Genomic DNA, 24,213 nt, shown 5'->3' on the forward strand with positions numbered 1-24,213 from the left:
GCCGGCTCCTAGTTGGTCTGGCCCGGCACCGCCGGTGTCGCGCGCGGCGGATTGGTCACCGCATTGGCCTTGGATTCGTCGCTCGGGATCGGCGCTGGCGCGCGCGGTGCCACCGGCTGTGCCGGCGTTTCCGGTTCGGCGGCCGGCGTCTGCAGCGGTGGCGGCTGGTCAACCACGTGCACCAGATCGCCATCGTTGAGGAAACCGGCACCGCTCTGCACGATCACCGCATCCGGCGCCAGCCCTTCGATGACTTCGACACGATCGCCGAGGCGACGGCCCGGCAGAATCTTGACCTGGGTAACGCGCCTGTCGGCGTTCAGGCGGAACACATAGCTGAAACCGTCGCGAATCACCACGCATTGCTGCGGCACCGTGATCGCATTCGACTCGCCGAGTTCGAACGCGCCGCTGCCGAACATGCCGGCACGCACCGGCGGCACCTTGGGCGCGGTCGGCAGCAGATCGACATAGACCAGCGCGACACGGTTGCTGGTGTCGACCGTCGGCGCGATCATGCGCACCTTGCCCTTGACCTCGGAGCCGTTGGCGGCGCGGATGGTGGCGCCGGTGCCCGGCGCGAGGCGGCCGAGTTCTTCCGAGGTCACCTCGGCACGCCACTCGAGCCGGCCCTGGCGGATCATGCGAAACAGTTCGGTGCCGGCGCCCACTACCGCGCCGACGGTCGCGCTGCGCGACGAGATCACGCCATCGTCGGGTGCCAGTACCTCGGTCTGCGTCAATCGCAGCTGCTGCGCTTCCAGCGTGGCACGCGCGGCTTCGGCACGCGCCTTGGCGGTCTGTGCGGTGGTCAGGTACTGATTGATCTGCTGCGCACTCAGCGCGCCGGTAGTTTCCAATGTCTTGGCACGTTCAGCATTGTTCTGTGCATCGGCCGCATTGGCTTCGGCTTCCATCAGCGAGGCGCGCGCCTGCGCCACCTCGGCCTTGGTGGAAGTCGGCGAGAAGGTTGCCAGCACCTGGCCGCGCTTGACCGTATCGCCGACATTGACGCGCACCTCGGTCAGCTTGAGGCCGTTCGATTCGTTGCCGATGATGGCTTCCTGCCAGGCGGTGATAGTGCCGTTCGCGGTCAGGCGGATCGGCAGGCTGGCCTGCGATGGCTGCACGGTGGTGACCGTCAGCGCCGGCTTGGCGGTTTCCTCTGCGGCCGGCTTGTCCGAGCCGCGCGAGAAGATGGCGATCAGGACCGCAATCAATACGACAACGGCGATGAGCGCGATGACAATGTTCTTTTTCTTGATGGATTTCATTTTTTAGTCCGGCACAGGATTTGAATTCGGAATCGGGTTCGGGGAGAGAGAAGACGACACGGCCGCCTGCGCTGCCTCGTCCGGATTGCGCCAGCCGCCGCCGGCGGCACGGTACAGTGCAACCCATGCCGTCATGCGCTCGCGCTCCAGCGTGACGGCGTTGAGCTCGGCCGCCAGTCGCAGACGGCGAGCGTCTTCCAGTTCGACCAGGCTCGCCAGACCACTGCGATAACGTGCCTCGGTCGCCTCGAACGAATTGCGATAGCCGTCAACCGCCGTTCTGGCGTCTTCGTTGCGTGCCGCCGTGCTTTGCAGATTGACCAGCGCTTCCTCGACTTCGCGCACCGCCTGCCGCACCGTGCTGCGATAACTGACCACGGCCGACTCGTAGTTGGCGCGCGCCGCATCGACATTGGCGGCGCGGCGGCCGCCATCGAACAGCGGCACGGTCAACTGCAGCGGACCGACGCTCCAGGTTTCGAGATTGGTCGAGACGCCGGCGGAATCGAAGCGCGCCACGCCGATCGAGCCGCTCAGGGTCAGGCGCGGATAGCGTGCCGCCATCGCGCTGCCGGTTTCGGCGCTGGCGGCAGCCACCTCGCGCTCGGCCACGAACACATCGGGACGCTGCACCAGCGTTTGGGCCGGCAGGCTGGCAACGGCAATCACCGATGTGGTCTCGCCCATGGGCGAATCCGCCAGGCGAGTGCGCAACGCCGGCTCCTCGATGGCGGTCAGCGCCACCAGCGCCTTGACATCGATCTCGCACAGGGCCTGCTGCTGGATCGCGCGGCCGTTGGCTTCGGCTGCACTGGCGCGTGCCAGCGCGGCGTTGGCCGGCGCCTCGAATCCGGCCTTGGTGCTCAGGTCGGCCAGGCGCGCGGTCTCTGCGCGCGAGGCGGCGTCGGCACGCGTCACCGTCACCAGCTTCTCGCAGGTGCGCAGGCTGTAATAGCGATTGGCGACCTCGGCCGCCACGGCCACGCGAGCGTCGTGCCAGCCGGCCTGCGCGCCCTGATACCGTGCCACCGCCGCACGGCGCGTGGCGCGATTGGCGCCGAACACGTCGATCTCCCACGACGGCTGCAGCGCCGCCTGATAGGTCGTGTTCAACGGCAAAGGCTGCTGGGTATTGGTGCGCTGCACGCTGCCGGCCAGATCCAGTGTCGGCAACAGCGCCGCGCCGGCTGCCACCGCATTGGCGCGCGACTGCTCGATGCGGGCCTGCGCCGAAGCCACATTGGGACTGGCGACCTGTGCGGCATCGATCAGCTGCACCAGCAGCGGATCGTTCTGCTGCTGCCACCATTGCGACAGATCGGACAACGTGCCGTGATGCGGCAGCTGTGCCGCCGCCGGATCGATGGCCGCCGGCAGCGATGCCGCCGGTGCATGCCATTGCGAAGGTGCCGGCGCATCGACGCTGGCCGGTGGTGCCTTGAGCGCGCACCCGGCCAGCCAGAACGGCAGGGTCATGCAGACGGCGAATCGGAGGGAGGTAGTCATGTCTTTTTCTTTTTGGAAGGAACCGATGCCGCTTCTTGCCTGCCAGCCGGCGCGCGTTGCGCGATTGCCGTTTCGACCATGGCTTGTGCGTAATCGGCCAGCTGCGCGGCCCAGCGGTCGAGCTGCGCCGGCGAATCGATCAGCGCCGGACGAATGGCCTGGATGATGTCGCGCGACACATAGATCTGCAGCGCCAGCCCGCTGATGGCAAATGCCAGGCGGTGCAGGTCGTCGTCGGCCCGCTTGATGCCCATGTGCTGTTGCAGCACGCGGATCAGCGAGGCGTGCGAGGGATGGATGGTCTTGTCGATCTCTTCGGCCCAGATGCCGGTCGGCTCCAGCATTTCGCGGAAATGCAGGCGAATGCAGAGTTGCACGAGTTCGGACTGCTTGAGCGGCGCGAGGAAATCGGTGAAGAACAGGACCAGCGCCTCGTGCAGCGTCAGATGCTGCGCGTCGTCGAGCACGCTGCGTTCGCAGAAACCGCCGAGCGGCTCGGTAAAGGCGGCGCGATAGAGTCCGGCCTTGTCCGCGAAATAGTATTTGATGGAGGCGACGTTGATGCCGGCGGCCTGCGCGATGTCGCGCGTGGAAGTCTTGCTGAAACCCTTTTCCGCAAACAGCCGCAACGCGGCGTACAGCAGGCGGTGGCGCGCCTCGGCACCGTCCGCGCGCTGGCGACGCGTGGCGTCATGCGGTTCGGGTTCGGTGATGGCCGGTGCGGCCGGACGTGGCGATGATGGGCGGGTGGCTGTCATGCCGGCCATTAAACCACATAATCAAACGTTTGATTTAACTAAATCGATTGTTTGAACAGGGAAAAGAGGCGTAGCGCACAAAGCGCCGGTGCCGCCGATCGACGGGGGCAAGGCCCGGATCGGCTGGCAAGCCGCCTGCTCAGTAGCCGGATGCCTTTGCCAGAAGGGCCGCGTATTCGTCGATGCCGAACGGCTTCATGAGCCAGCCGACATCGGTCGGCACATCATCGCCGCGCGCATAACCGCTGGCGACCGTGATGTTGAGCGGCTGGATGTCGCGTGCCTGGCGCGCCAGATCGAGGCCGGACATGCCGGGCAAGCCGATGTCGGTCACCATCACATCGAAGGGCTCGGCGCGCAGCAGGTCGAGCGCCGCTTCGGCGGAAGGACAACCCTGTGCCTCGTGGCCGAAGAAATGCGTCATTTCGATCATGCCTTCGAGCGCATCGGGGTTGTCCTCGACCAGCAGGACACGCAGCTTGTTGTCTGTTGTTGCCAATTTTTATCCGACCGCCATGCGATGAACGGCAGTTCGTTCCGTTTGTTGTCCGACCTTTATCCAACCTGGCAGCGATTCTACGCGCCAACCCTTGTCTTCAGTGTGACTTTTCGCACAGTCGGTTCATTCTTCGGCCATGGATACCGGCAGAAACGACATCATGAACACGCAAATGGAAACGATACCGAGCAGGACTGCGCCGAAATCCTGGCTGAATGCAAACCATGCAATGGCCAACAACATGCACAGCGAGGAAACGGTCTTGAAGAGATTGATCATGACGACTCCGGCAAACATGTCTGAAAAAGACTTTGTTAAAAAATGTCAAATGCAGCGATGCGGCTAATGAAAACAGGAACGAGGAAGATTCTCCATAGGTGTCCAGCGCATTTTCTTGTAGGAAAATGCCGCATTTGTGATCAAACAGATCATGGCGTGAAAGCCGCCATCCGCGCGCTTTCTCTATACTGCGAGGTTTCGCCGGCGCCCATCCCCGACCTGCTGCACGCATGAACGACGCTCTTTTACTGTTTGGCGCCATCGCCACCTCGCCGCTCGAGATCGCCTCTTTCTCGCTGGCGCTCGTCATGGTGCTGCTCAACATCCGGCAATCGCCCTGGGCATGGCTGTTCGCGATCGCCTCGGCCGGCCTGTACGCGGTGGTATTCCGCGATGCGCGGCTCTATGGCGACATGGCCTTGCAGTTCGTCTTCATCGCCGTCTCGCTGTGGGGCTGGTACCAGTGGCTGTTCGGCGGCCGCAATCATCATGGCGTAACTGTCTCGCGGCTCGGCAACAGGGGCTGGATGCTGGTGGCGCTTGCGTGGGCACTCGGCTACTTCGCCGTTGCCGCCGTCCTGCACGCCTTCACCGACAGCGACGTGCCGCATATCGATGCGTTTCTGACGGCCGGCAGCCTAGTCGCGCAGGCCCTGCTGACGCGCAAGATCGTGCAGAACTGGCATCTGTGGATCGTCATCGACCTGCTCTACGTCGGGCTCTACATCCACAAGGACCTGTATCTGACCGCGGTGCTCTACGGCCTGTTCGCGCTACTCGCATGGGTCGGCATGCGCACCTGGAACAGGACATTGCAGGCAGGCGCGCCATGACCCGTCCCGCGATGCGCATCGCCATTCTCGGCGCCGAATCCAGCGGCAAATCGACGCTGGCGGCCGCGCTCGCCGCGCACTATCACACGGTCTGGGTACCCGAGTACCTGCGCGAGTTCGTCGAGGCAAGGCAGCGCACCCCGCGCGCCGACGAGCAACTGTTCATCGCCACCACCCAGATCGAACGCGAGGAAGAAGCCGGCACGCGTGCCCATCGCTTTCTGTTCTGCGATACCACGCCGCTGATGACCGCCATTTACAGCGAACACTATTTCGGCGCGGCGGATGCCGAACTGCAGGCACTTGCCGCCATCCACGACTACGCGGCCACCGTCGTCGCGGCGCCGACCACTCCCTGGCTGCCCGATGGCCTGCAGCGCGATTCCGATGCGGTACGCCAGCATGTCCACGCCAGACTGGTGCACAGACTGCACGAAGCAGGCATTGCCTACCTGCTGGCAGATGGCGATGTCCCGGCGCGCGTGGCACAGGTCGTTGCATGGCTGGAGAAGCTGGACATGCAATGAAAAAGCCGCCCGAGGGCGGCTTTTTTGTGACCGTCGCTACCGATCAGAAATCGAACTGCGCCGACAGGCGGAACACGCGCGGCGCGCCCGGGATCAGGTAGCCGCCGAAGGCATTGGCGGCATCGCCCCAGTAAAACTTGTCGAACACGTTATCGACACCGAAGCGCAGCGTGGTGGCGGTATCGCCGAACTTGGTGCGGTAACGCGCGCCGAGGTTCAGCACGTGGTAACCGTCAACACGCTTGTTGAGCGCAGCGATCTCGCTGTTGGGCGCGAACACCTTGCTGCTCGAATAGATCCAGGTCGCGTTCAGGCCCAGGGCCGGCAGCTGCGGCAGCGTGTAGTCGGCAAACACGGCCGACTTGAACCTGGGCACGTTGCCGACACGCTTGCCTTCGACATTGGCGTCACCCGTGCCTTCCATCTTCGCCTGCAATGCGGTGAAGCTCGCGCCCATCAGCAGATTGCGCGTGGCGCGTCCCTGCGCCGACAGCTCCAGACCCCGATGCACTTGCTTGCCGGCGACCACATACATACCGGTCGGATTCAGGTATTCGTTGTCGCGCTTGATCTGGAACAGTGCGGCCGCCACGCTGATGTCGGGCGTCAGGTCGGTCTTGATGCCGATTTCCACCTGCTTGGATTTGTTGGGATCGAGCACCGACTCGGCGTTCGGATTGCCGGCCGGGACTTCGCCGCCCGGTTCCAGTCCCTGTGCATACGTCGCATACAGCGAGAGATCGGCGCGCGGGCTATAGACCAGCGCCACGTTTGGCAGCACGAATCCCTTGTCGGTGTTGCGGATCTCGGTGCCGCTGGCATCGAACTGCACGCGATCGACCTCGGTATAGCGCACGCCCGCATGCAGCTTGAATTGCTCGTTGAGCGTCAGCACGTCCTGCACGAACACCGAGCGCTCCTCGTCCTTGCGACGCAGGGCGACCGGTTCGGTCGGCAGCAGCGTCACGCCGCGCTGCACGCCGCTCCAGATATTGCCCGGACCGTCGGCCGGCGTGAACAGGTATTCGGCAAAGTTGTCGCGGCGGCTCAGGGTCGAGATGCCGGTCGTCAGGTCGTGGCGCACACCGCCGGTCGCGAAGCGTCCCTGCAGCAGGGCTTGCGCGGTGGTCACGGTGCGCTTGTCGTTGTCGCGCCGCAGGTCGTACAGGCCGAAGTCGCCGTTGGCGCAATAGCCGACCGGTGCATTCGTGGCCGGGCAGCCCGAGGCCAGCGCCACCGCGTCGTCGCGCCGCAGCTCGAAGCGATTGGCCTGCAGCGTGGTGCGCCAGTTGTCGTTGAGTTCGTATTCGAACTTGATGCCGAGGTTGTTGGTGTCGTCGGTGACGGGCAGGCTCCACGACTGGTTGTTGAGCATGGTCTTGCCACTGACGCCGGTCGGGATCACGTGGTCGTCGCCAAGCAGCTGGAAGCCGGGCACCGTCAGCTGCGACTTGTGCTGATAGTCCATGTCGATCGACAGCAGCGCGCGCGGACTCAGGCGCCAGTCGAAGGCGCCCGAGACGAAGCGGCGATTGCCATCCGAGCCGTGCACATAGGACTTGATGTCTTCCGCTGCGGCATTGATGCGGTAGCCGAAGCGCTTGTCCTCGGTACGGCCGCCGAGGTCAACCGCGCCATAGACCGTGCCGCGCTCGCGCACCTCGAAGGTCGCCGAGCGCAGCGGCTCGTCGGTCGGACGCTTAGTCACGTAATTGAGGATGCCGCCGGACGAGGCCACACCGGCCTGCAGGCCGGCCAGTCCCTTGAGGATCTCGAAGCGTTCCTTGTTCTCCATCGGGATCGCCGAGTGGGCGAGGATCACCATGCCGTCCTTGCGATAGTTGCTGCCCATGTCGAGCGTGAAGCCGCGGATCGCGAACCAGTCGGACAGGCCGACCGCGTTGTACGAGTTCTGCACGCTGGCGTCGTACTTGACGGCGTCGGTGGCGGTGCGGATGCTGCGCTCCTGCATCTGCTCGTGCGTGACGACGCTGATCGAGGCCGGCGTCTCGCGCAGCGGCGCTTCCGAGAAGCCGCCGATGGCGGCGTTGCGCGCGATGCCGTCGGCCGGCGCCGAAGTCACCACCACGGTCGGCAGCACGTTGTCGGAAGAATCGGCCTGCTGCGCGAAAGCCGCAGGCGACAATGCACAGGCGACGGCCAGGACGATCAGTTTGTGACGGAAAGGAAGGACGGACATTGGTTTGCTCACTCGCTCGCGTTGAGGACATGCGTGCGGAGGAATGAACAAAGCGTCGGTGCAGGACGAAACCCGGGTGGACTTTTTGCGCTTCCCTACGCTGGCATTATCCAGGTCAGGTTCAAGGGTTTCATCTCACCCGAAGACTGCGTCTTCAGGACCCCTAGCGTGGGCCGCATACTAGCATCGAACATCGCGAAAGCCAAGGTTGTGCGTGCTTGACCCTGCGCGCGGGAAGGACTTGCCGACAAATGACGCGGCGCCGTGCATGCAGCGCAGCAGTGCGATAAGAGAGGGAAGGAAGAAAAAAGAGGGGTGGTCCGGCGCGTGCGCGGATGTTGCAACCGCGCGACGCCGCACCATCAGCGCGCCTGTCCGCTAGGCGGACAGCGCCGGCCGAGCGACGCTAGGCATCGCGGCTCTTTTTTGCAGCGGACGCAGCCTTGCCGCGCTCCTTGATCGCGTTGCGGTTCTGGTGATCTTCGCGCGCATCGGCGGATGCCGGTATGTGTTCGATGCGGGTGATGTCCGCATCGACTGCAATCGGATCGCTGGCCGGGAAACTCATTTCGATGGCGTCGTCGAGCAGTTCCTCGATCACGCTGTCGGTATCGATATCCGCCTGCGGCTCGCTGGCACCGACCGGCACCGGATCGCTGGCCGGAAAGGTATCGACCAATGCGTCATCCAGCGCGTGTTCCTCGCGCGAGGCATGCTCGGGCGTCACATGGGCATTCTTTGCCGCCTCTTCCTTGCGCTCGGCAATCGATTCCTTCTTCGGAGAATGTGCCATGAGAAACTCCTTCTCGCTTGCGGTGATGATGTCGATCAGACACACGGCGCTGCCGCGCGTTCAACCGTCCTGACGCGGATACTGCACGCGCAGCACCGTCAATTCCTCTTCGCCATCGGGACCCTCGAGCGTCACGCTGTCGCCCTCCTCGCTGCCAAGCAGCGCCTGCGCCACCGGCGACAGCCAGCTGACGCGGCCGTGCGCCGGATCGATCTCGTCGAGGCCGACGATGTGCACCTCGTGCGCCTGTCCTGCCTCGTCCTCGTATCGTACATGGGCGCCGAAGAAAATGCGCCCGCCGTCTTCGTGGATGCCGGGATCGACGACTTCGGCCATGTCCAGGCGCGATTGCAGATAGTGCATGCGCTGCTCGCGTTCGGCCTGCGCCGGCCCACCATCGGCATCGCGCTCGTCGTGCAGTTGCTGCCATTCCTGCTGCAGCCGGCGATAGCCGGCCGGCGTGATGTAGTTGCGCACGCCGGCCGGCATTTCCGGTAGCGGCACGACGGTATCGTCGTTGCCGGATTCCTTGACGAAAGCCTTGTTCATGATGCCTCCGTGTAGTCGATGATCAGAATAGCGCGGAAAGGACGAAGCGATCGGTACGATGCATCACACACGCGTGCTTGCGTGGGGACAGGGCCGACGACTGGAGATTGGGGAGGGACAAGCTGCCGGCGACGCCGTGGTTGCATGGTGTCGCCGGCACAGGGAAATGCGGAAGGAGCGGCGGATGCCGACTCCGGTCAGGATGCGTCGGACCAGAGCTTGCCGCCGGTGGCCCAGTCTTCGCGCTTGACGTCCTGGATGATGATATCGACCGACTCCGCGCTCGAACCAAGCGTGGCGACGGTGGCTTCGGTCACGGCCTTGACGAAGGCGCGCTTCTGTTCGACGGTACGGCCTTCGAAGAGCTGGACGTTGATGGTAGGCATGATTTTTCCTTTCTATGGTCTGAATGGGGGGAAATTGAAAACGATGGCGCAGGGCGCCGAAATCGGACGAGACTAAATGCTTAGTCCCGATAAGCGGGCGACACCGCGTCGAGCTTGCGCAGCAGCGCCGGCCATTCGAGGATGCCCTCGGGCGAGCCGTCGCCGAGCAGTTCGCGGTAGGTCTTGGCGCAGACCTCGGGCGGCGGCACGTTGAGCGCTCCGCCGCCGGCCTGCGCCTTGAGCTGGAACGAGCAGGCCTTGTCGAGCGTATCCATCAGCGTGTAGGCCTCGGCCACGGTACGGCCGGCGATCAGCGTGCCGTGATTGCGCAGCAGCATGGCCGGGTAGTCGCCGAGGTTGGCGATCAGGCGGTCCTGTTCGGCGGCCGACAGCGCCAGCCCTTCGTAGTCGTGATAGCCGATCTGTTCGTAAAAGCGCAGCGCATGCTGCGACAGCGGCAGCAGGCCGCCCTGCTGCATGCCGACCGCCACGCCGTTCTCGTTGTGCAGGTGCATGACGCACATCGCATCCGGGCGCGCCGCATGGACCGCGCCGTGGATCGCAAAGCCGGTCACATTCACGCGTGCCGACTGGTCGCCGATGATGTTGCCGTGGATGTCGATCTTGACCAGGCTGGACGCCGTGATCTCGTCGAAGTGCCAACCGAAGGGATTGATCAGGAAGCGGCCTTCCTCGCCCGGCACGGTGGCCGAGATGTGCGTGTAGATCAGGTCGTCCCAGTTCTTGAGCGCGGCCAAGCGGTAGCAGGCAGCCAGATCGACGCGCACCTGCCACTCGGTGGCGCTGATGTCGGCGGGCGCCTGAGCGGAGGACGAAGCGGAAGACAGGGCAAACGGGGAGGCGGACATGGCAAAAACCTTAAGACTTCCGCAGAGCGGACTTGAATCGACGAGACAGACCCAGATTAGACAGACCCAGATTATAAAGCCGTCACATTCCTTGCGTATCCTGCAAAGGCAGCACCAAGGAGGCAAGGAATCGTGCGCTTCCTGCTCAAAGCGGCAGAAGCCTGCATAATAGCCCGTTCGCTATTCGCTTTTGGCCGACTCACCGCTATTCGATAGTGAAAACAAATCGAAAATTTAAAGTAAATCAATTATACAAATGATTGAGATGCCTTTAAGATTCGAGCTATCACTTCTTTTTCATCAACCCAGTAAGGAAATACGACATGTCCCTTATCAATACGCAAGTGCAACCTTTCAAGGCCCAGGCTTTCCATAACGGCAAGTTCATCGAAGTCACCGAGCAATCGCTGAAAGGCAAATGGTCCGTGCTGATCTTCATGCCGGCCGCCTTCACCTTCAACTGCCCGACCGAAATCGAAGATGCAGCTGACAACTACGCAGAATTCCAGAAACTGGGCGCCGAAGTCTATATCGTCACGACCGACACCCACTTCTCGCACAAGGTCTGGCACGAAACCTCGCCAGCCGTCGGCAAAGCCAAGTTCCCGCTGGTCGGCGATCCGACCCACAAGCTGACCAACGCGTTCGGCGTGCACATTCCTGAAGACGGCCTGGCTCTGCGCGGCACCTTCGTCATCAATCCGGAAGGCGTCATCAAGACCCTGGAAATCCACGACAACGCGATCGCACGCGACGTTTCGGAAACCGTTCGCAAGCTGAAGGCAGCCAAGTACGTTGCCGAGCATCCGAACGAAGTCTGCCCGGCCAAGTGGAAAGAAGGCGAAAAAACCATCGCTCCTTCGCTCGACCTCGTCGGCAAGATCTAAGTCTCGACCGCAGTAGCAGCAAATGTCCGGGCCGCGTGGCCCGGACATGCAGGACCTTTATCAAACCGTAAAGAAAGCAGGGACCATCATGTTGGATGCCAATCTCAAAACCCAATTGCAGGCTTATTTGGAGAAGATCGTGCAGCCGATCGAGATCGTTGCATCGCTCGATGGCAGCGACAAGTCGCGCGAACTGCAGGAGCTCCTGCAGGAAATCGTCGTGCTCAGCAACAAGATCACGCTGATCGAACGCACCGATGACGACGAACGCAAACCCTCCTTTGTCATCAAGCGCCCGGACGCACACGCAGGCATTCAGTTCGCCGCGATTCCGATGGGCCACGAATTCACCTCGCTGGTGCTCGCCCTGTTGCAGACAGGCGGCCACCCGCTGAAGATCGAAGAATCGGTCGCCGAGCAGATCCGCAACCTGGATGGCGACTACGTCTTCGAGACCTATATGTCGCTGTCGTGCCATAACTGCCCGGAAGTGGTGCAGGCGCTGAACGTCATGGCGCTGCTCAACCCGCGCATCCGTGCCGTGACGATCGACGGCGGCCTGTTCCAGGACGAAGTCAAGCAACGCGACATCATGGCGGTGCCAACCACCTTCCTGAACGGCGAACCCTTCGAGTCGGGCCGCGTCAGCATCGAACAGATCCTGGCCAAGATCGACAAGGGTGGCGATACCCGCAAGGCGGCCGAACTGAGCAAGAAGGACCCGTTCGACGTGTTGATCGTCGGTGGCGGTCCGGCCGGTGCGGCAGCGGCGATCTATGCCGCGCGCAAAGGCATCCGTACCGGTGTCGTTGCAGAACGTTTCGGCGGCCAGGTGCTCGATACGCTGTCGATCGAAAACTTCGTCTCGGTACAGGAAACCGACGGCCCGAAATTCGCCGTCGCGCTCGAGCAGCACGTGCGTGCCTATGACGTCGATATCATGAACGTCCAGCAGGCAGCCGAGCTGGTGCCGGGCAAGACGATCGAGATCAAGCTCAAGAACGGCGCTTCGCTCAAGAGCAAGACTGTGATCCTCGCCACCGGCGCGCGCTGGAGAACCATCGACGTACCGGGCGAAGCCGAGTATCGCAACCACGGCGTGGCCTATTGCCCGCATTGCGACGGGCCGCTGTTCAAGGGCAAGCGCGTGGCCGTGATCGGCGGCGGCAACTCGGGCGTGGAAGCGGCGATCGATCTGGCCGGTATCGTCGGCCATGTGACGCTATTCGAGTTCGCACCCGAACTGCGCGCCGACGCCGTGCTGCAGAAGAAGCTCTACAGCCTGGCCAATGTCACCGTGATCACCTCGGCGCAGACTACCGAGATCACCGGCGACGGCAAGCGTGTCAACGGCATCGTCTACACGGACCGCAAGTCCGAAGAGACCAAAACGGTCGAACTGGAAGGCGTGTTCATCCAGATCGGCCTGGTGCCGAACACCGAATGGCTGAAGGGCACGGTGGCGCTGTCGCGCCACGGCGAGATCGAGGTCGATGCACACGGCCGCACCTCGGTGCCGGGCGTATTCGCTGCCGGCGACGTGACGACGGTGCCCTACAAGCAGATCGTGATCGCGGTCGGCGAAGGCGCGAAGGCATCGCTGTCGGCCTTCGACCATCTGATCCGCAGCTCGGTCGACGACGACATCGTCGCCACCAAGAGCGGCGAGACCATTCCTGCCTGATACGCCTCGTCAGCCTGAAACGAAAAAAGCCGCAGCAATGCGGCTTTTCTTTTTGGTCCAACGTGCGACAGCACGGCCGGTGCATGACAACGCCGGCCTGTCGCAGGGAAAGCGGCTCAGCGCAGCAGCAAGACCAGCACGATGATGACGAGCAATGTTCCTATTCCGATATACATATGACTTCCCTCCAAATGGATGAATGAGGTCATGAAATCATGGACCTGTCGCGCCGCTCTGTTCGCTACGTCACATTGATGCAGGCAAGCATCCTCATTTTTTGCAAACAGCGATTCAACTTCCCGGCAAGTTGCTGCACAATGAACACGCTTACGGCAACCTTCGCCTGAAGGTACACAACAACACTGAGGAGATCATGATGAAGATGTCCAGTCCATCCAGCATGTCCCGCTTTGCCGCCTTCTCCACGCTGTCTGCATTTTCCGCGCTTGCCATGCTGGCCTCACCGGCCTCGGCACAGACCGCCGGAAGCAATGTCTTCAACGTCGGCTGGTTCCACTTGTATACCGACGATTCGAGCCAGCCGCTGACCCGCACTTCGCCACCGCCATCGTTCACCTATGCCGGCAGCGGCTCTTCCGTCGGCAGTGCCGACACGCTGGGCATCGCCTATACGCGCTATCTGACCGATCACTTCTCGCTCACGCTCGACGCCGGCGTGCCGCCCAAGTTCAAGCTCGACGGCAGCGGCACGCTGGCGCCGCTCGGCCGGCTCGGCACCGCCAAGCAATGGAGTCCCGCCATCGTTGCCAAATGGCACTTCGGCGAACCCACACAGAAATGGCGTCCCTATGTCGGCGTGGGCGTCACCCACGTCTGGTACTCGAGCGTCAACCTGTCGCCATCCCTGCAGGGACTGGTCACGGGCGGCACCGGCACGGCGACCGCCAACCTGAGCTCGTCGTGGGCGCCGGTTGCCAATGTCGGCGTCAACTACAGCCTCAACGAAAAATGGTCGATCGGCTTCTCGCTGTCCTATATTCCGCTCGACACCGATGCCGAGATCATCGGCCGCAATGCCGCCGGCACCGTCATCAGTCGCCACAACACCAATCTGACGCTCGATCCCTACGTGGGCTTCCTGTCGATCGGCTATCGCTTCTGACCCCGTTTCCCCGCCTTCCCGCGGCCGCCTTGTGCGGCCGTTTTTGTCGGCCGTTCGCCACACCTTTCGTGTCGTACAACAAGATTTAACAGTGCCGCGCCCGCTCATGGGTGTGCCAGCCAGCCTTATCTGGGTATGATGTTTCTCAGAAGAATGAAATCCGCGGCACAGACCGCTGACCAGGAGACATCATCATGCAGGCCCTTGCACGCACACTTTCGAGGCTGGGTATCGGCGCCCGGCTCTTCCTGACCCTTTTCCCCTTGCTCGTACTGCTGGTGGGCGGCCTGCTGTTCGTCGGCAACCGCACCACCGTCGCCGCGATCGAACGCCAGGCAGCCGATGCCATCATCGCGCAGGCAAAACTGGCCGCAGCGACCTCCTCCGACCTTGGCACGCTGCGCGCGCGTTTGCAGACACTGAAGGTCGGTCAGACCGGTGCTTACATCGTGCTGGAAGACGGCAAGCTGCCGCCAGCGCAGTCGGACGGACTTCCCTATCAGGCGCTGTTGCAGCAGAAGGAAGGCATGCTGCATTACCAGCCGGCCGGCAAACCCGTGCACCTGGCAGCAGTCACCCATGTGGCGGATCGCAACTGGACCATCGTCGGCGACACCGTAGCCGACGAATTCACGGGCGACGCGCATTCCCGCTACCTGATGCTTGCCGGCGGCGCGCTGCTCGCGCTGATCCTCATCATGACCGTGCTGCATCTGAGCCTGCGCCGGCACATAGGCGCCCCCTTGCGCCAGGCCACGCTGCTGGCGCGCCAGCTTGCCACCGGCGATCTGACCACGCGCGTCGAACATCGCCGCCATGACGAAATGGGCCAGCTGCTCGGCGCCGTCAACAGCATCGGCCAGGGACTGGCCAACGTCGTCTGGCACATCCGGCAGGGCACGGAAAGGCTGACGACCGCCACCGGCGAGATTGCCGCCGGCAACCTGGACCTGTCGTCACGCACCGAACAGCAGGCCGGCTCGCTGGAGGAAACCGCCTCCGCGATGGAACAGATGACTTCCACCGTCAAGGGCAACGCCGGCAATGCCACCGAAGCCAATCGCCTCGCGCGCACCGCATCGGAAGTGGCAGTCAAGGGCGGCGAAGTGGTCGGCGAGGTCGTGCATACGATGGAAGCGATCGACCAGTCCTCGCGCCGTATCGTCGATATCATCGGCGTCATCGACGGCATCGCGTTCCAGACCAACATCCTCGCGCTCAACGCTGCCGTCGAAGCGGCCCGCGCCGGCGAACAGGGGCGCGGCTTCGCGGTGGTGGCAGGCGAGGTGCGCAACCTGGCGCAGCGCAGCTCGGCCGCCGCCAAGGAGATCAAGACGCTGATCGAGGATTCCGCAAGGCGCGTGCAGGATGGTGGCAAGCTCGTCGCGCATGCCGGCTCAACCATGCGGGAAGTCGTCGCCAGCATCCAGCGCGTCGATGCCATCATGGAAGAAATCAGCAATGCCAGCCGCGAACAGAGCATCGGCATCGAACAGGTCAACGAAGCCATCGCCCAGATGGATCAGGTCACGCAGCAGAACGCCGCGCTGGTCGAACAGGCCGCGGCGGCAGCCGACGCCCTGCAGAACCAGACCGCCGAACTGAAGAACGTGGTCGACGTCTTCAAGATCAAGAGCGGCAGCCACGGTTCGCAACAGGAAGCACTCGAGATGGTGGAAAAAGCCATCGATGCCATGCGCGAGCAGGGCATAGAAAAAGCGTTTGCCGACATCAACAACAAGCTCGGCCCGTTCTGCGACCGCGATCTGTACGTGGTCGTCTATGACATGCAGGGCAGGAACCTGGCCCACGGCGCCAACGAGTCGCTGATCGGGAAAGACCTGATCGACGCCAAGGACGGCGCCGGCAACCTGTTCGTGCGCGAACGCATCGCCATCATCGAGGAACGCGGCAAGGGCTGGCAGGATTACATGTTCCTCAACCCGATCAGCAAGCAGATCGAGGCCAAGTCCATGTATCTGGACCGGTATCAGGACATGATCGTCGGCTGTGGCGTTTACAAGACCTGACGGAAGAGCGCCGATTACCGTTCTTCGTGCCTCAGCCCACCAACGAACCACACGCGTCGTGCTAAGCTGATTGCACCACTATTCCCGAAGGAGGCGATCATGGCCATCAAGAAATTGAGCACGCAGGAGTTCCTCGACGAACTCAATCGCAACCTCAAGGAGCATCCGGGCTACGAGGAATGGATGCAGTTCGTGCCGCCGCCCGACGGCGTGGTGCCGGATACCGTCGAAGGCTTCGAGCGCGCGGGGCCGGAACCGCGGCATTCGCTCTACGATCTGGTGGCGCTCAAGGTCGGCGAAGCGTTCGAGATCTTCCCGAAATAATTCCACGCGCCCAGCGACTTCCTTCCGCGCACCTTCAGCCGTGTGAACGGCGCGGCAGATCGAGAATGGCGTCAAGCCCGCCACCTTCCCGATTGCGCAGCGTCAGCGCGCCATGGTGCGCCTGCGCCACGGTGCGCGCAATGCTCAGGCCGAGGCCGAAGCCACCGGTCTTCGGATTGCGCGAACCTTCCACCCGCATGAAGGGTTCCATCACCTGCTCGAGCATGTCCGGCGGAATGCCCGGACCGCGATCGCTGATGACGATACGCAGGTTTTCCGCATTGTCGATGACGTCGATGCGCGCCTGTTCGCCATAACGGATGGCGTTCTCCAGCAGGTTCTGCAGACAGCGGCGCAGACTGCGCGCATAGCCGGGAATCGGTGCCGCGCTGCCGACGACGACGACATGGGCGCCGATTTCCTCGGCATCCAGCCGCAGGCTGTCGAGCAGGGTATCGATATCGACGCTGCGCAACTGCTCGTCGCTGTCAATGTTGCGCACGAAGTGCAGGGTGGAAGTGACCATGGCTTCCATCTCGTCGAGGTCCTTGCGGAATTTCTCGCGTGCCGCTTCGTCGCCGAGCATCTCGGTACGCAGCTTCATGCGCGTGATCGGCGAACGCAGATCGTGCGAGACCGCTGCCAGAAAGCGCGTGCGCTCGGCGATGCTGTCGATGAGCTTGCGCTGCATCATGTTGAATGCCTGTGCCGCCTGCCGCACTTCCACCGGACCGGTGACGTCCAGCGGCGGGCTATGGATGTTCTCGCCGAGCCGCTCGGCCGCGTTGGCGAGTTTCTTCAGCGGCTGCATGACCAGCCGCACCACCACCAGCGCAATCAGCACGATGGCGACGATGCGCAGGACATAGATGCGCATCAGGTAATCGTAGAGCGCCGTCATCGGCGCCATGCTCAGGCCCGCCTGACCTTCCTGCGCATCGATCTGCAGCCAGCGGCGGTCCGGCAGTTCCACCTGCAGGACGAAATGCCCGGAAGGGAAGTTGTCGCGGAAGAGGGACAGGAAATCGTTCTTGCCGCCCTGGTCGGTCTGCAGCTCGGCCTTGAGGAAGCGTGTCTGCAAGGGCTGACCGACCTGCTGCTCCAGCACGTGATCGAACATCTGCGTGATGGCCGCATGATGCGTTTCGAGCGCGGGCAATCTTTCCGTGGGCTGCGCAATCTCGCGCATGCTGAAGCGCGGTTCGTTCAGACTCTGCAGGATGGCGGAGCGCTGATCGGGTGGCGCCGCCTGCAGCAGACGGATGCGCATCGCGAGCTCACTCGCAACCAGGCGCGTCGGCACTTCCATCGCCTTGCCATAGCGCATGTCGAACCAGATGGTGCCGGTCAGGAACTGTGCCGCCAGCATGCCGATCACCATGATGATGACCAGCCGACCCGTCAGCGAACGTGGCCAGAGCCGTTTCATTGTTCGATGGCGACTTCGGCGGTCAGCATGTAGCCGGTATTGCGCACGGTACGGATCAGGGCCGGATGGCGCGGGTTTTCTTCCAGATGCTGGCGCAAGCGGCTGACGCAAACGTCGATCGAACGATCGAAGGGCAGGCTTTCCTTGCTATAGACGTTATTGAGCAGATACTCGCGGCTCAACGGACGATTGGCATGGTCGAGCAGGGTTCGCAGCACCATGTAATCCGAACTGCCGAGCGAGATGACGGGACCTTCCGCCGTTTGCACCTGGCGCGCACGCGTATCGAGCCGCCAGCCGGAGAAGGTGATGAAGGCCGGCTCTTCACGCGCGCTCTGGAACGGATAGCTGCGCGCACGCTTCAGCACTGCCTTGATGCGCGCCACCAGTTCGCGCGGGTCGAAGGGCTTGGGCATGTAGTCGTCGGCGCCGACCTCGAGACCGACGATGCGATCCACCGGCGAACCGCGTGCAGTCAGCATGATGACAGGCGTCTCGTGTCGCACGCGCAGTTCGCGGCACAGGGCCAAACCATCCTCGTCCGGCATCATCACATCCAGCACGATCAGATCGATCTGCACGGTCGCCAGCACCTGCCGCATCTCCTTGCCGTCAGCGGCAGTCCAGACGCGATAGTCGGAAGACTGCAGGTAATCGGACAGTAGCTGGCGAATCTCCGGGTCGTCGTCAACGACGAGGATATGATCGGATTTACTCATGGCAGGATGGATGCAGGAAACCAACAGGATTGAACGGAACCACGAAAGGCAAGCCGCATTTTTGTAATCGAATATGTTGCACGACGCATCCGACACATTCGATTACATTTCTCTCGAATAACGCCGAGCCGGCTGCGCAACCACTGCATGATCTGATGCATGGCCGCAAATCATTATCCTACAAAAGGTCTATTGCCATGCACGTCAACACGTCCGAACTCCGGATGCGAAGAAGCGCGGCTCCTTGATTCACCGTCACCGGCGAACTGCCTTCATGACACCTGCGCTTCACCTTTCCAGGCTCCGGCTGGTGTAATCTTTCATTACCGCGGCACAAAGAAGCCGCCTTCCAGAAAACACCCTCCGTACCGGCGGTACAGGAAGGGGCGGAGGAGACATGAGAAAGACAGCCTGCGTCCTGCTTGCCCTGTGCATGGTCGCCTGCAACAACAGCGACGACATCAGGACCGGCGAAGCGGCACAGCGGCACGCGCTGCTGTCGGAGCCAGCCTTTGCCTTCGATGCGCAAGAGTTTGCCGATGCGTTCAACGCCGCGGCGCGCCGGCACGGCAGCGCTTTCCGCATCGATCACATCGACGTCCGGCATGGCGCCGTGCATGACTACTTTCAGCAGGTGTTCGGTGCCGGCATGTCGCTCACGGCCGGCATTTCCAAGGAAAGCGGCCGCATCACGAGCGTGACGGCACTGGTGAATGGCAGCGATGCGGACGCCGACCGCAAGAAGCTGCTGATACTCGCCGAGATCGTCATGAGCGCCACCAATCCCCGTCTGCCGCGCGAGCAGAGCGTTGCCACCGCAACGGCCATGCTGCAGGAAGTCAGTGCCTCATCGGACGCCCATCCCTTTCCGCAACGCTTTGTCGACCACGTCCGCTACGGCCTGCGCAATGACAGCGGCGTCGGCTATTGGTTGATCGCCAATCCGGCATGACCTAGAGTGATAGACGCAGCCCCGCGATTTGGAACATGCGGATGCGGCTGGTATCATGATGGCCAGCAATGTCGCTCCCGATCGGCCGATCGCCGATCGTTCCAGGGAATTTCCAGCACCATCTTTCGCGGGATGACCGCTTCATCCCGTTCGGCGCCCACGGCGCCACCGCACTGCAGCAGAATGCGGATCCTGGCTCGTACCATCCGCCGCTGAACTTCCTGCGATATCGTCGCCGACACGAGGTGTCATCCGATCCATCAACATCCGCTCTGTGGAGGAAACCGGTTTGAGTTCGTTCTCTCATCACCGCAACATGCACCCATCCCTCTCCCATCCCTTTCTGCGTCACCTGCCGGGCTTCGTGCTGGCGTTGCTGCTGGCGCTATCGCTGTCCACCGCCCTCGCGCAGAACACGGACACTCCGCAAGCTGGCACCTCGGGCGTCACAACCTCCTACTCGGCACTGGCGGATCTGCTGGAAACCGAAGCGACCCGCAAGCAACTGATCGCCGAACTGCGCTCCCTGGCCGCACAAGCGGCACCGGCAACCGCCACGCCTGCCGAATCGAAACAGGCAGCAACGCCTCCTGTGGATGACAACAATGTGCGATCGGCACCGATTGGGCAGGACAGCAATGTGCTCTTCTCGCGCAATATCGCCGACGGCATCCAGAATTTCATCGGCAGCGTCAGCGCAGATTTCTCCGAAGCACTCGCCTCCGTGCGCGCCATGGGAACCCGCGACGAAACCGTGGAAGGACTGGACAACCGGCTGTCGCACGCATGGCGCCTGATCCTGCCGGACCTGCTGCTGGTCATGTTCGCCACCATCGTCTCCTTCCTGTTCTTCCGTGCCATCGCGGCGCGCATCTATGCACGCAGCAACAGATGGATCACGGCCGCACCCGCCGTACCGCATCCCGACACGGCCGGTGAATCGGCGCGCTTCGTCGGCTCCGAGCTGTATCGCAAGTCGGTCGCCATCATCTTTGCGATGGTCGTCGATACGGTGGCAATCGTGCTGGCGGGTGCCGTCGGCTATGCGGTCGGCCTGTTCGGTATCGGCGAGCCGGAGCAGATTTCCACCATTGCATCGCTGTTCGTCAATACCTTCGTCGCCGTCGAAATCGTCAAGGCACTGGTACGCGGCGTGTTCTCGCCGCGTTTCGACCGTCTGCGCCTGTTCACCATGAGCGACGATATTGCGCGCTACTGGTGCACCTGGCTGGAGCGCGTGATCGGCATCATGGGCTACGGCATCATGGTGCTGGTGCCGCTGGTGAAGACCATCGTCTCGCCCACCATCGGCCATCTGCTCGGCATCGTCATCATGCTGGCCGTTTATATCCATGCGATCAACACCATTCGCATCAACCGCAAGACGGTGCGCGAGAACCTCGAAGCCTATGCCGCAACTACCTCGACCAGCTTTTTCTCGACGCTGATACGCATTCTCGCGCGCGTCTGGCATACGCTGGCCATCGTCTATTTCACGGTGCTGCTGATCGTCAGCCAGATCGCGCCGCACGATGCGCTGCCCTTCATGGCCGAAGCCACGCTGCAGACGCTGATCGCGATCGGCATCGGCCTGCTGCTGTCGACCGTGGCCTCGTCCATCCTGGCGCGGCGCATCCGCCTGTCCGACGATCTGCGCAAGCGCCTGCCGATGCTGGAATCGCGCATCAATTCCTACGTGCCGCCGGCACTCAAGGGCTTCCACGTGCTGAACCTGATGGTGGTGACGCTGGTAGTGCTCGACGCGTGGCGCGCCTTCAACCTCGGCGCGTGGATCGCGTCCGACCGCGGCAGCGCGGTCATCATCGCCACCGTGCACGTCGCCATCATCCTCGTGATCGCCGCACTGATCTGGACCACCATCGCCAGCATCATCGAACACCGACTGAGCCCGGTCGGTCTGCGCGCGCCGAGCGAGCGCGAGAAGACGCTGCTGGCGCTGTTCCGCAATGCCGCGCTGGTAGTGATCGTGACGCTGACCATCCTGGTCGTGCTGTCGCAGATCGGCATCGACATTGCACCGCTGATCGCGGGCGCCGGCGTGGTCGGCCTGGCGATCGGCTTCGGCGCGCAGAAGCTGGTGCAGGACGTCATCACCGGCGTTTTCATCCAGCTCGAGAACGGCATGAACCAGAACGACGTGGTCGAGGTGGCCGGCATCTTCGGCACGGTCGAGAAGATCACGATCCGCTCGGTCGGCATCCGCACGCTGGATGGCGGTTTCCACATGATCCCGTTCTCGTCGGTGGACAAGGTATCCAATCACACGCGCGACTTCTCGTATCACTACGGCGAGTACGCGATCGCCTATCGCGAGAATGTCGATGATGCGATGGCCGAGCTGCGCAATGCCTTCAACGAACTCATGCAGGATGCGGAAATGGCCGATGCCGTGCTGGAAGACATTTCCATCCCGGGCGTGACCTCGCTGCACGAACGCGGCTACAACATCCGCGTGCTGATCAAGACCAAGCCCGGCATGCAGTGGCCTGTGCAACGCGCCTTCAACCGATTGGTGAAACAGTATTTCGACGCCGCCGGCATCGAGCTACCCTACCCGCACACCGTGTTGTCCTTCCATCAGGAAAAGGATGGCACGATCCCGACGCTGCCGGTCATGCCGGCCGGCGGTGCTGCATGAAGATGAACAGCGCAACCGACAACGCGAACGACTGGGCCACGCGCCTGGTCGCGCTCGCCGGCACCGAGAAGCAGGAAGATGGCGCGCACGACATCCATCATTTGCACCGCGTATGGAAAACCGCGCAAATCCTGCTGCAAGACCATCCGCATGCCGATGCGCTGGTGGTGCAAGCCGCCTGCTACCTGCACGACATCGTCAACCTGCCCAAGAACCATCCGCAGCGCGCACAGGCCTCTCGGCTCGCCGCCCGACGCGCCGGCGAAATGCTGCACGCCGCAGGTTTTCCCGCCGATCGGCTGCCGCAGGTGGCACATGCCATCGAGGCGCACAGCTTCTCCGCCGCGATCACACCCACCACCGTTGAGGCGCAGATCGTGCAGGATGCCGACCGTCTCGATGCGCTCGGCGCAGTCGGGCTGGCACGCCTGTTCTATACCGCCGGCCGCATGGAATCGGCCCTGGCCCATGGCACCGATCCGCTGGCGCAGCAACGTGTACTGGATGACCGGGCGTACGCACTCGACCACATCGAGGCCAAGCTGGCAAAGCTGCCCGCCACCATGCAGACACAGGCCGGAAGAAGATTGGGAGAAGAAAGATTGGCGTGGCTGCGGCAATTCCGCAGCGTCTTTGTCGCCGAATGGCGTTGAGAGCAAGGCAGAGAAAGAAACCCCGCCACTCGGTCAGGCGATCGACAGTACCTGGCTGCCTATCCACGTCTGCCCCGGCTGCATGATCACCGGTGCCGAGGCACATGCCGCTTCGACACACAGCATGTGGCGCCAGTCGTCATCGGGCATATCCTTCAAGGTCTGCACCAGTTGTGGCCCCGGATTCCAGACCACCGTATCGGTAAAACCGGTCTTGCCGATCTGCAGCGCAGGCTTTCCTTCCTCGCGCAACTGCACGGAAGCCGGCGGCGCAAGATAGACGCGATCGAGTTCGGCATCGATTCTGATGCTGCCGTCGGGATCGATCACCTCCACATTGTCGGCCGTCGCATCCTGATAATGCGTGCCCTGCAAACCCGCCAGCTCCGCCTTGGCGATGTCATCGACATGCAGGTAGCTGTGCAACGCGCCGGTAAACGGCCAGGCTTCATCACCGCTGTTGGTCACCTGCAATGTCAACGCCAGGCGATCCGCTTCAAGCGCCACTGTCAGCTGCGCGACGAAGGAGCAGGGCCAGATCGAACGCGTGCGCGCATCGTCCCGCAAGGTCAGCACCGCCACGCTGCGCTCGGCGTCGTGATTGACGAGCGACTCGAGCGTCCACGGCACTGCGCGCGCAAAACCATGCTTGAGAATCGGACCGCGCACCGAGAACTGCGGAAAGCAGATCGGCACACCGCCGCGGATCGCCGGCGACAGCGTCGAAGCATCCGCCTCGCCCTGCTTGGCGCCGCCGGTCTGCACCGACAGATAGAAACGTTCGCGACCGTCCGAGGCACGCCACGACAACACCTGTGCGCCCTGTCGCGCGATTCTCACCTCGCTCTTGCCGCAAACCAGCGTCAGGCAGGGCAGGCCCAAAAGGTTGTCATGAAAGGCATCGGACAGGACCATATCGTTGGGTGCGGTGGGCAAGGTGCTCATCAAGTTTCTTTCTGAAAACGCTGAAGTAACAGGGTTAATTTAGTAACGCGAGTTGGATTGGAAAGAAATACGGCTAGCGATGGATGCCGACGCCGACATCGATCTCGCCATAGACTTCCACTCCGGATTTTTGCCTTGGTGCATCAGCGGAGCCCGCGCAGCCTGCAAGAGCCAGGCCGAACAGACTCAATATGCAAAGACGCAACAAGGCAGTGTTCGATCGTTTCATTTCCGACTTTCCTAAAAGTAGCTGTCTGATAGACGCGACAGCACGCGCGGAATTCCTCAGGCAATCCAAAACAATGCCGCCAGCCGGGAAACCCTCGATATCTCTG

At 62.7% G+C, this 24,213-nt stretch carries 23 protein-coding genes and 1 riboswitch; of the genes, 10 read left to right on the plus strand and 13 right to left on the minus strand.

Going from position 1 to position 24,213, the window contains the following annotated elements; genetic code table 11:
- Positions 1-8: 8 nt before the first annotated feature.
- The 5 genes from IEV38_RS03080 to IEV38_RS03100 form a co-directional block, all read right to left on the minus strand.
- Positions 9-1,274 (minus strand): efflux RND transporter periplasmic adaptor subunit, encoded by a 1,266-nt coding sequence (locus IEV38_RS03080; protein ID WP_188394675.1) that lies wholly within the window; start codon positions 1,272-1,274, stop codon positions 9-11.
- Positions 1,275-1,277: 3 nt separating this feature from the next.
- Positions 1,278-2,780, minus strand: coding sequence for an efflux transporter outer membrane subunit (locus tag IEV38_RS03085; RefSeq protein WP_188394676.1), 1,503 nt, complete (start codon positions 2,778-2,780; stop codon positions 1,278-1,280).
- Positions 2,777-3,538: a CerR family C-terminal domain-containing protein gene (locus IEV38_RS03090; RefSeq protein WP_188394677.1), complete on the minus strand. Its 762-nt coding sequence runs from the start codon at positions 3,536-3,538 to the stop codon at positions 2,777-2,779. Before IEV38_RS03090 ends, IEV38_RS03085 begins: the two co-directional genes overlap by 4 nt.
- A gap of 139 nt (positions 3,539-3,677) precedes the next feature.
- Positions 3,678-4,037, minus strand: a complete 360-nt coding sequence (locus tag IEV38_RS15355; RefSeq protein ID WP_268234698.1) for a response regulator — start codon at positions 4,035-4,037, stop codon at positions 3,678-3,680.
- Between the two features lie 123 nt (positions 4,038-4,160).
- Entirely contained in the window at positions 4,161-4,316 is a 156-nt protein-coding gene (locus IEV38_RS03100; protein ID WP_188394678.1) for a hypothetical protein, read from the minus strand.
- Between the two features lie 230 nt (positions 4,317-4,546).
- Between IEV38_RS03100 and pnuC the strand changes: the two genes are divergently transcribed.
- Together pnuC and IEV38_RS03110 are read left to right on the plus strand one after the other, a co-directional pair.
- Positions 4,547-5,149 (plus strand): nicotinamide riboside transporter PnuC, encoded by a 603-nt coding sequence (pnuC, locus tag IEV38_RS03105; protein ID WP_188394679.1) that lies wholly within the window; start codon positions 4,547-4,549, stop codon positions 5,147-5,149.
- Positions 5,146-5,676 carry an AAA family ATPase gene (locus IEV38_RS03110; protein WP_188394680.1) on the plus strand — a complete coding sequence of 177 codons (531 nt, stop codon included), beginning with the start codon at positions 5,146-5,148 and terminating at the stop codon, positions 5,674-5,676. Before pnuC ends, IEV38_RS03110 begins: the two co-directional genes overlap by 4 nt.
- A gap of 43 nt (positions 5,677-5,719) precedes the next feature.
- On the opposite strand, the gene IEV38_RS03115 is transcribed toward IEV38_RS03110, so the two are convergent.
- The 5 genes from IEV38_RS03115 to IEV38_RS03135 form a co-directional block, all read right to left on the minus strand.
- Positions 5,720-7,876, minus strand: a complete 2,157-nt coding sequence (locus IEV38_RS03115; protein WP_188394681.1) for a TonB-dependent siderophore receptor — start codon at positions 7,874-7,876, stop codon at positions 5,720-5,722.
- Positions 7,877-7,951: 75 nt separating this feature from the next.
- A riboswitch (TPP riboswitch) is annotated at positions 7,952-8,051 on the minus strand.
- A gap of 231 nt (positions 8,052-8,282) precedes the next feature.
- Positions 8,283-8,669: a hypothetical protein gene (locus IEV38_RS03120; protein WP_188394682.1), complete on the minus strand. Its 387-nt coding sequence runs from the start codon at positions 8,667-8,669 to the stop codon at positions 8,283-8,285.
- Positions 8,670-8,729: 60 nt separating this feature from the next.
- Positions 8,730-9,218 (minus strand): GreA/GreB family elongation factor, encoded by a 489-nt coding sequence (locus tag IEV38_RS03125; protein WP_188394683.1) that lies wholly within the window; start codon positions 9,216-9,218, stop codon positions 8,730-8,732.
- A 197-nt stretch (positions 9,219-9,415) separates the two neighbouring features.
- On the minus strand, positions 9,416-9,604 hold the full coding sequence (locus IEV38_RS03130; protein ID WP_188394684.1) for a 4-oxalocrotonate tautomerase: 189 nt from the start codon (positions 9,602-9,604) through the stop codon (positions 9,416-9,418).
- Positions 9,605-9,684: 80 nt separating this feature from the next.
- Positions 9,685-10,473, minus strand: a complete 789-nt coding sequence (locus IEV38_RS03135) for a class II aldolase/adducin family protein (RefSeq protein ID WP_188394685.1) — start codon at positions 10,471-10,473, stop codon at positions 9,685-9,687.
- A gap of 323 nt (positions 10,474-10,796) precedes the next feature.
- Between IEV38_RS03135 and ahpC the strand changes: the two genes are divergently transcribed.
- The 5 genes from ahpC (at position 10,797) to IEV38_RS03160 (ending at position 16,521) form a co-directional block, all read left to right on the plus strand.
- Positions 10,797-11,360, plus strand: coding sequence for an alkyl hydroperoxide reductase subunit C (gene ahpC, locus IEV38_RS03140; RefSeq protein ID WP_188394686.1), 564 nt, complete (start codon positions 10,797-10,799; stop codon positions 11,358-11,360).
- An 88-nt stretch (positions 11,361-11,448) separates the two neighbouring features.
- A complete protein-coding gene (gene ahpF, locus IEV38_RS03145) occupies positions 11,449-13,044 on the plus strand; it encodes an alkyl hydroperoxide reductase subunit F (RefSeq protein WP_188394687.1) in 1,596 nt (531 codons plus the stop codon).
- Between the two features lie 382 nt (positions 13,045-13,426).
- A complete protein-coding gene (locus tag IEV38_RS03150) occupies positions 13,427-14,167 on the plus strand; it encodes an OmpW/AlkL family protein (protein WP_229728520.1) in 741 nt (246 codons plus the stop codon).
- 194 nt (positions 14,168-14,361) lie between these two features.
- Positions 14,362-16,197 carry a methyl-accepting chemotaxis protein gene (locus IEV38_RS03155; RefSeq protein WP_188394688.1) on the plus strand — a complete coding sequence of 612 codons (1,836 nt, stop codon included), beginning with the start codon at positions 14,362-14,364 and terminating at the stop codon, positions 16,195-16,197.
- Between the two features lie 99 nt (positions 16,198-16,296).
- Positions 16,297-16,521 carry a hypothetical protein gene (locus IEV38_RS03160; protein WP_188394689.1) on the plus strand — a complete coding sequence of 75 codons (225 nt, stop codon included), beginning with the start codon at positions 16,297-16,299 and terminating at the stop codon, positions 16,519-16,521.
- A gap of 34 nt (positions 16,522-16,555) precedes the next feature.
- Here IEV38_RS03160 and IEV38_RS03165 read toward each other — a convergent pair whose 3' ends face one another.
- Positions 16,556-17,950: an ATP-binding protein gene (locus IEV38_RS03165; RefSeq protein WP_188394690.1), complete on the minus strand. Its 1,395-nt coding sequence runs from the start codon at positions 17,948-17,950 to the stop codon at positions 16,556-16,558.
- A complete protein-coding gene (locus IEV38_RS03170; RefSeq protein WP_188394691.1) occupies positions 17,947-18,669 on the minus strand; it encodes a response regulator in 723 nt (240 codons plus the stop codon). Before IEV38_RS03170 ends, IEV38_RS03165 begins: the two co-directional genes overlap by 4 nt.
- 397 nt (positions 18,670-19,066) lie before the next feature.
- Between IEV38_RS03170 and IEV38_RS03175 the strand changes: the two genes are divergently transcribed.
- The 3 genes from IEV38_RS03175 to IEV38_RS03185 all read left to right on the plus strand — a co-directional run bounded on the left by IEV38_RS03175 (position 19,067) and on the right by IEV38_RS03185 (position 22,933).
- Positions 19,067-19,621, plus strand: coding sequence for a hypothetical protein (locus IEV38_RS03175; RefSeq protein WP_188394692.1), 555 nt, complete (start codon positions 19,067-19,069; stop codon positions 19,619-19,621).
- A gap of 289 nt (positions 19,622-19,910) precedes the next feature.
- Positions 19,911-22,280 (plus strand): mechanosensitive ion channel domain-containing protein, encoded by a 2,370-nt coding sequence (locus IEV38_RS03180; RefSeq protein WP_188394693.1) that lies wholly within the window; start codon positions 19,911-19,913, stop codon positions 22,278-22,280.
- Positions 22,277-22,933, plus strand: coding sequence for an HD domain-containing protein (locus tag IEV38_RS03185; RefSeq protein ID WP_188394694.1), 657 nt, complete (start codon positions 22,277-22,279; stop codon positions 22,931-22,933). Before IEV38_RS03180 ends, IEV38_RS03185 begins: the two co-directional genes overlap by 4 nt.
- A 33-nt stretch (positions 22,934-22,966) precedes the next feature.
- On the opposite strand, the gene IEV38_RS03190 is transcribed toward IEV38_RS03185, so the two are convergent.
- Positions 22,967-23,878 carry a D-hexose-6-phosphate mutarotase gene (locus tag IEV38_RS03190; RefSeq protein WP_188394695.1) on the minus strand — a complete coding sequence of 304 codons (912 nt, stop codon included), beginning with the start codon at positions 23,876-23,878 and terminating at the stop codon, positions 22,967-22,969.
- Between the last annotated feature and the right edge of the window lie 335 nt (positions 23,879-24,213).

Origin of the sequence: Oxalicibacterium flavum (assembly GCF_014635065.1) — a bacterium.
Lineage (GTDB): Bacteria > Pseudomonadota > Gammaproteobacteria > Burkholderiales > Burkholderiaceae_D > Oxalicibacterium > Oxalicibacterium flavum.

Excerpts from the sequence above, each read along its gene's own strand:
- IEV38_RS03080 (WP_188394675.1), bottom strand. The coding sequence starts at position 1,274 with ATGAAATCCATCAAGAAAAAGAACATTGTCATCGCGCTCATCGCCGTT.
- IEV38_RS03085 (WP_188394676.1), bottom strand. The coding sequence starts at position 2,780 with ATGACTACCTCCCTCCGATTCGCCGTCTGCATGACCCTGCCGTTCTGG.
- IEV38_RS03090 (WP_188394677.1), bottom strand. The coding sequence starts at position 3,538 with ATGACAGCCACCCGCCCATCATCGCCACGTCCGGCCGCACCGGCCATC.
- IEV38_RS03100 (WP_188394678.1), bottom strand. The coding sequence starts at position 4,316 with ATGATCAATCTCTTCAAGACCGTTTCCTCGCTGTGCATGTTGTTGGCC.
- pnuC (WP_188394679.1), top strand. The coding sequence starts at position 4,547 with ATGAACGACGCTCTTTTACTGTTTGGCGCCATCGCCACCTCGCCGCTC.
- IEV38_RS03110 (WP_188394680.1), top strand. The coding sequence starts at position 5,146 with ATGACCCGTCCCGCGATGCGCATCGCCATTCTCGGCGCCGAATCCAGC.
- IEV38_RS03115 (WP_188394681.1), bottom strand. The coding sequence starts at position 7,876 with ATGTCCGTCCTTCCTTTCCGTCACAAACTGATCGTCCTGGCCGTCGCC.
- IEV38_RS03120 (WP_188394682.1), bottom strand. The coding sequence starts at position 8,669 with ATGGCACATTCTCCGAAGAAGGAATCGATTGCCGAGCGCAAGGAAGAG.
- IEV38_RS03125 (WP_188394683.1), bottom strand. The coding sequence starts at position 9,218 with ATGAACAAGGCTTTCGTCAAGGAATCCGGCAACGACGATACCGTCGTG.
- IEV38_RS03130 (WP_188394684.1), bottom strand. The coding sequence starts at position 9,604 with ATGCCTACCATCAACGTCCAGCTCTTCGAAGGCCGTACCGTCGAACAG.
- IEV38_RS03135 (WP_188394685.1), bottom strand. The coding sequence starts at position 10,473 with ATGTCCGCCTCCCCGTTTGCCCTGTCTTCCGCTTCGTCCTCCGCTCAG.
- ahpC (WP_188394686.1), top strand. The coding sequence starts at position 10,797 with ATGTCCCTTATCAATACGCAAGTGCAACCTTTCAAGGCCCAGGCTTTC.
- ahpF (WP_188394687.1), top strand. The coding sequence starts at position 11,449 with ATGTTGGATGCCAATCTCAAAACCCAATTGCAGGCTTATTTGGAGAAG.
- IEV38_RS03150 (WP_229728520.1), top strand. The coding sequence starts at position 13,427 with ATGTCCAGTCCATCCAGCATGTCCCGCTTTGCCGCCTTCTCCACGCTG.
- IEV38_RS03155 (WP_188394688.1), top strand. The coding sequence starts at position 14,362 with ATGCAGGCCCTTGCACGCACACTTTCGAGGCTGGGTATCGGCGCCCGG.
- IEV38_RS03160 (WP_188394689.1), top strand. The coding sequence starts at position 16,297 with ATGGCCATCAAGAAATTGAGCACGCAGGAGTTCCTCGACGAACTCAAT.
- IEV38_RS03165 (WP_188394690.1), bottom strand. The coding sequence starts at position 17,950 with ATGAAACGGCTCTGGCCACGTTCGCTGACGGGTCGGCTGGTCATCATC.
- IEV38_RS03170 (WP_188394691.1), bottom strand. The coding sequence starts at position 18,669 with ATGAGTAAATCCGATCATATCCTCGTCGTTGACGACGACCCGGAGATT.
- IEV38_RS03175 (WP_188394692.1), top strand. The coding sequence starts at position 19,067 with ATGAGAAAGACAGCCTGCGTCCTGCTTGCCCTGTGCATGGTCGCCTGC.
- IEV38_RS03185 (WP_188394694.1), top strand. The coding sequence starts at position 22,277 with ATGAAGATGAACAGCGCAACCGACAACGCGAACGACTGGGCCACGCGC.
- IEV38_RS03190 (WP_188394695.1), bottom strand. The coding sequence starts at position 23,878 with ATGAGCACCTTGCCCACCGCACCCAACGATATGGTCCTGTCCGATGCC.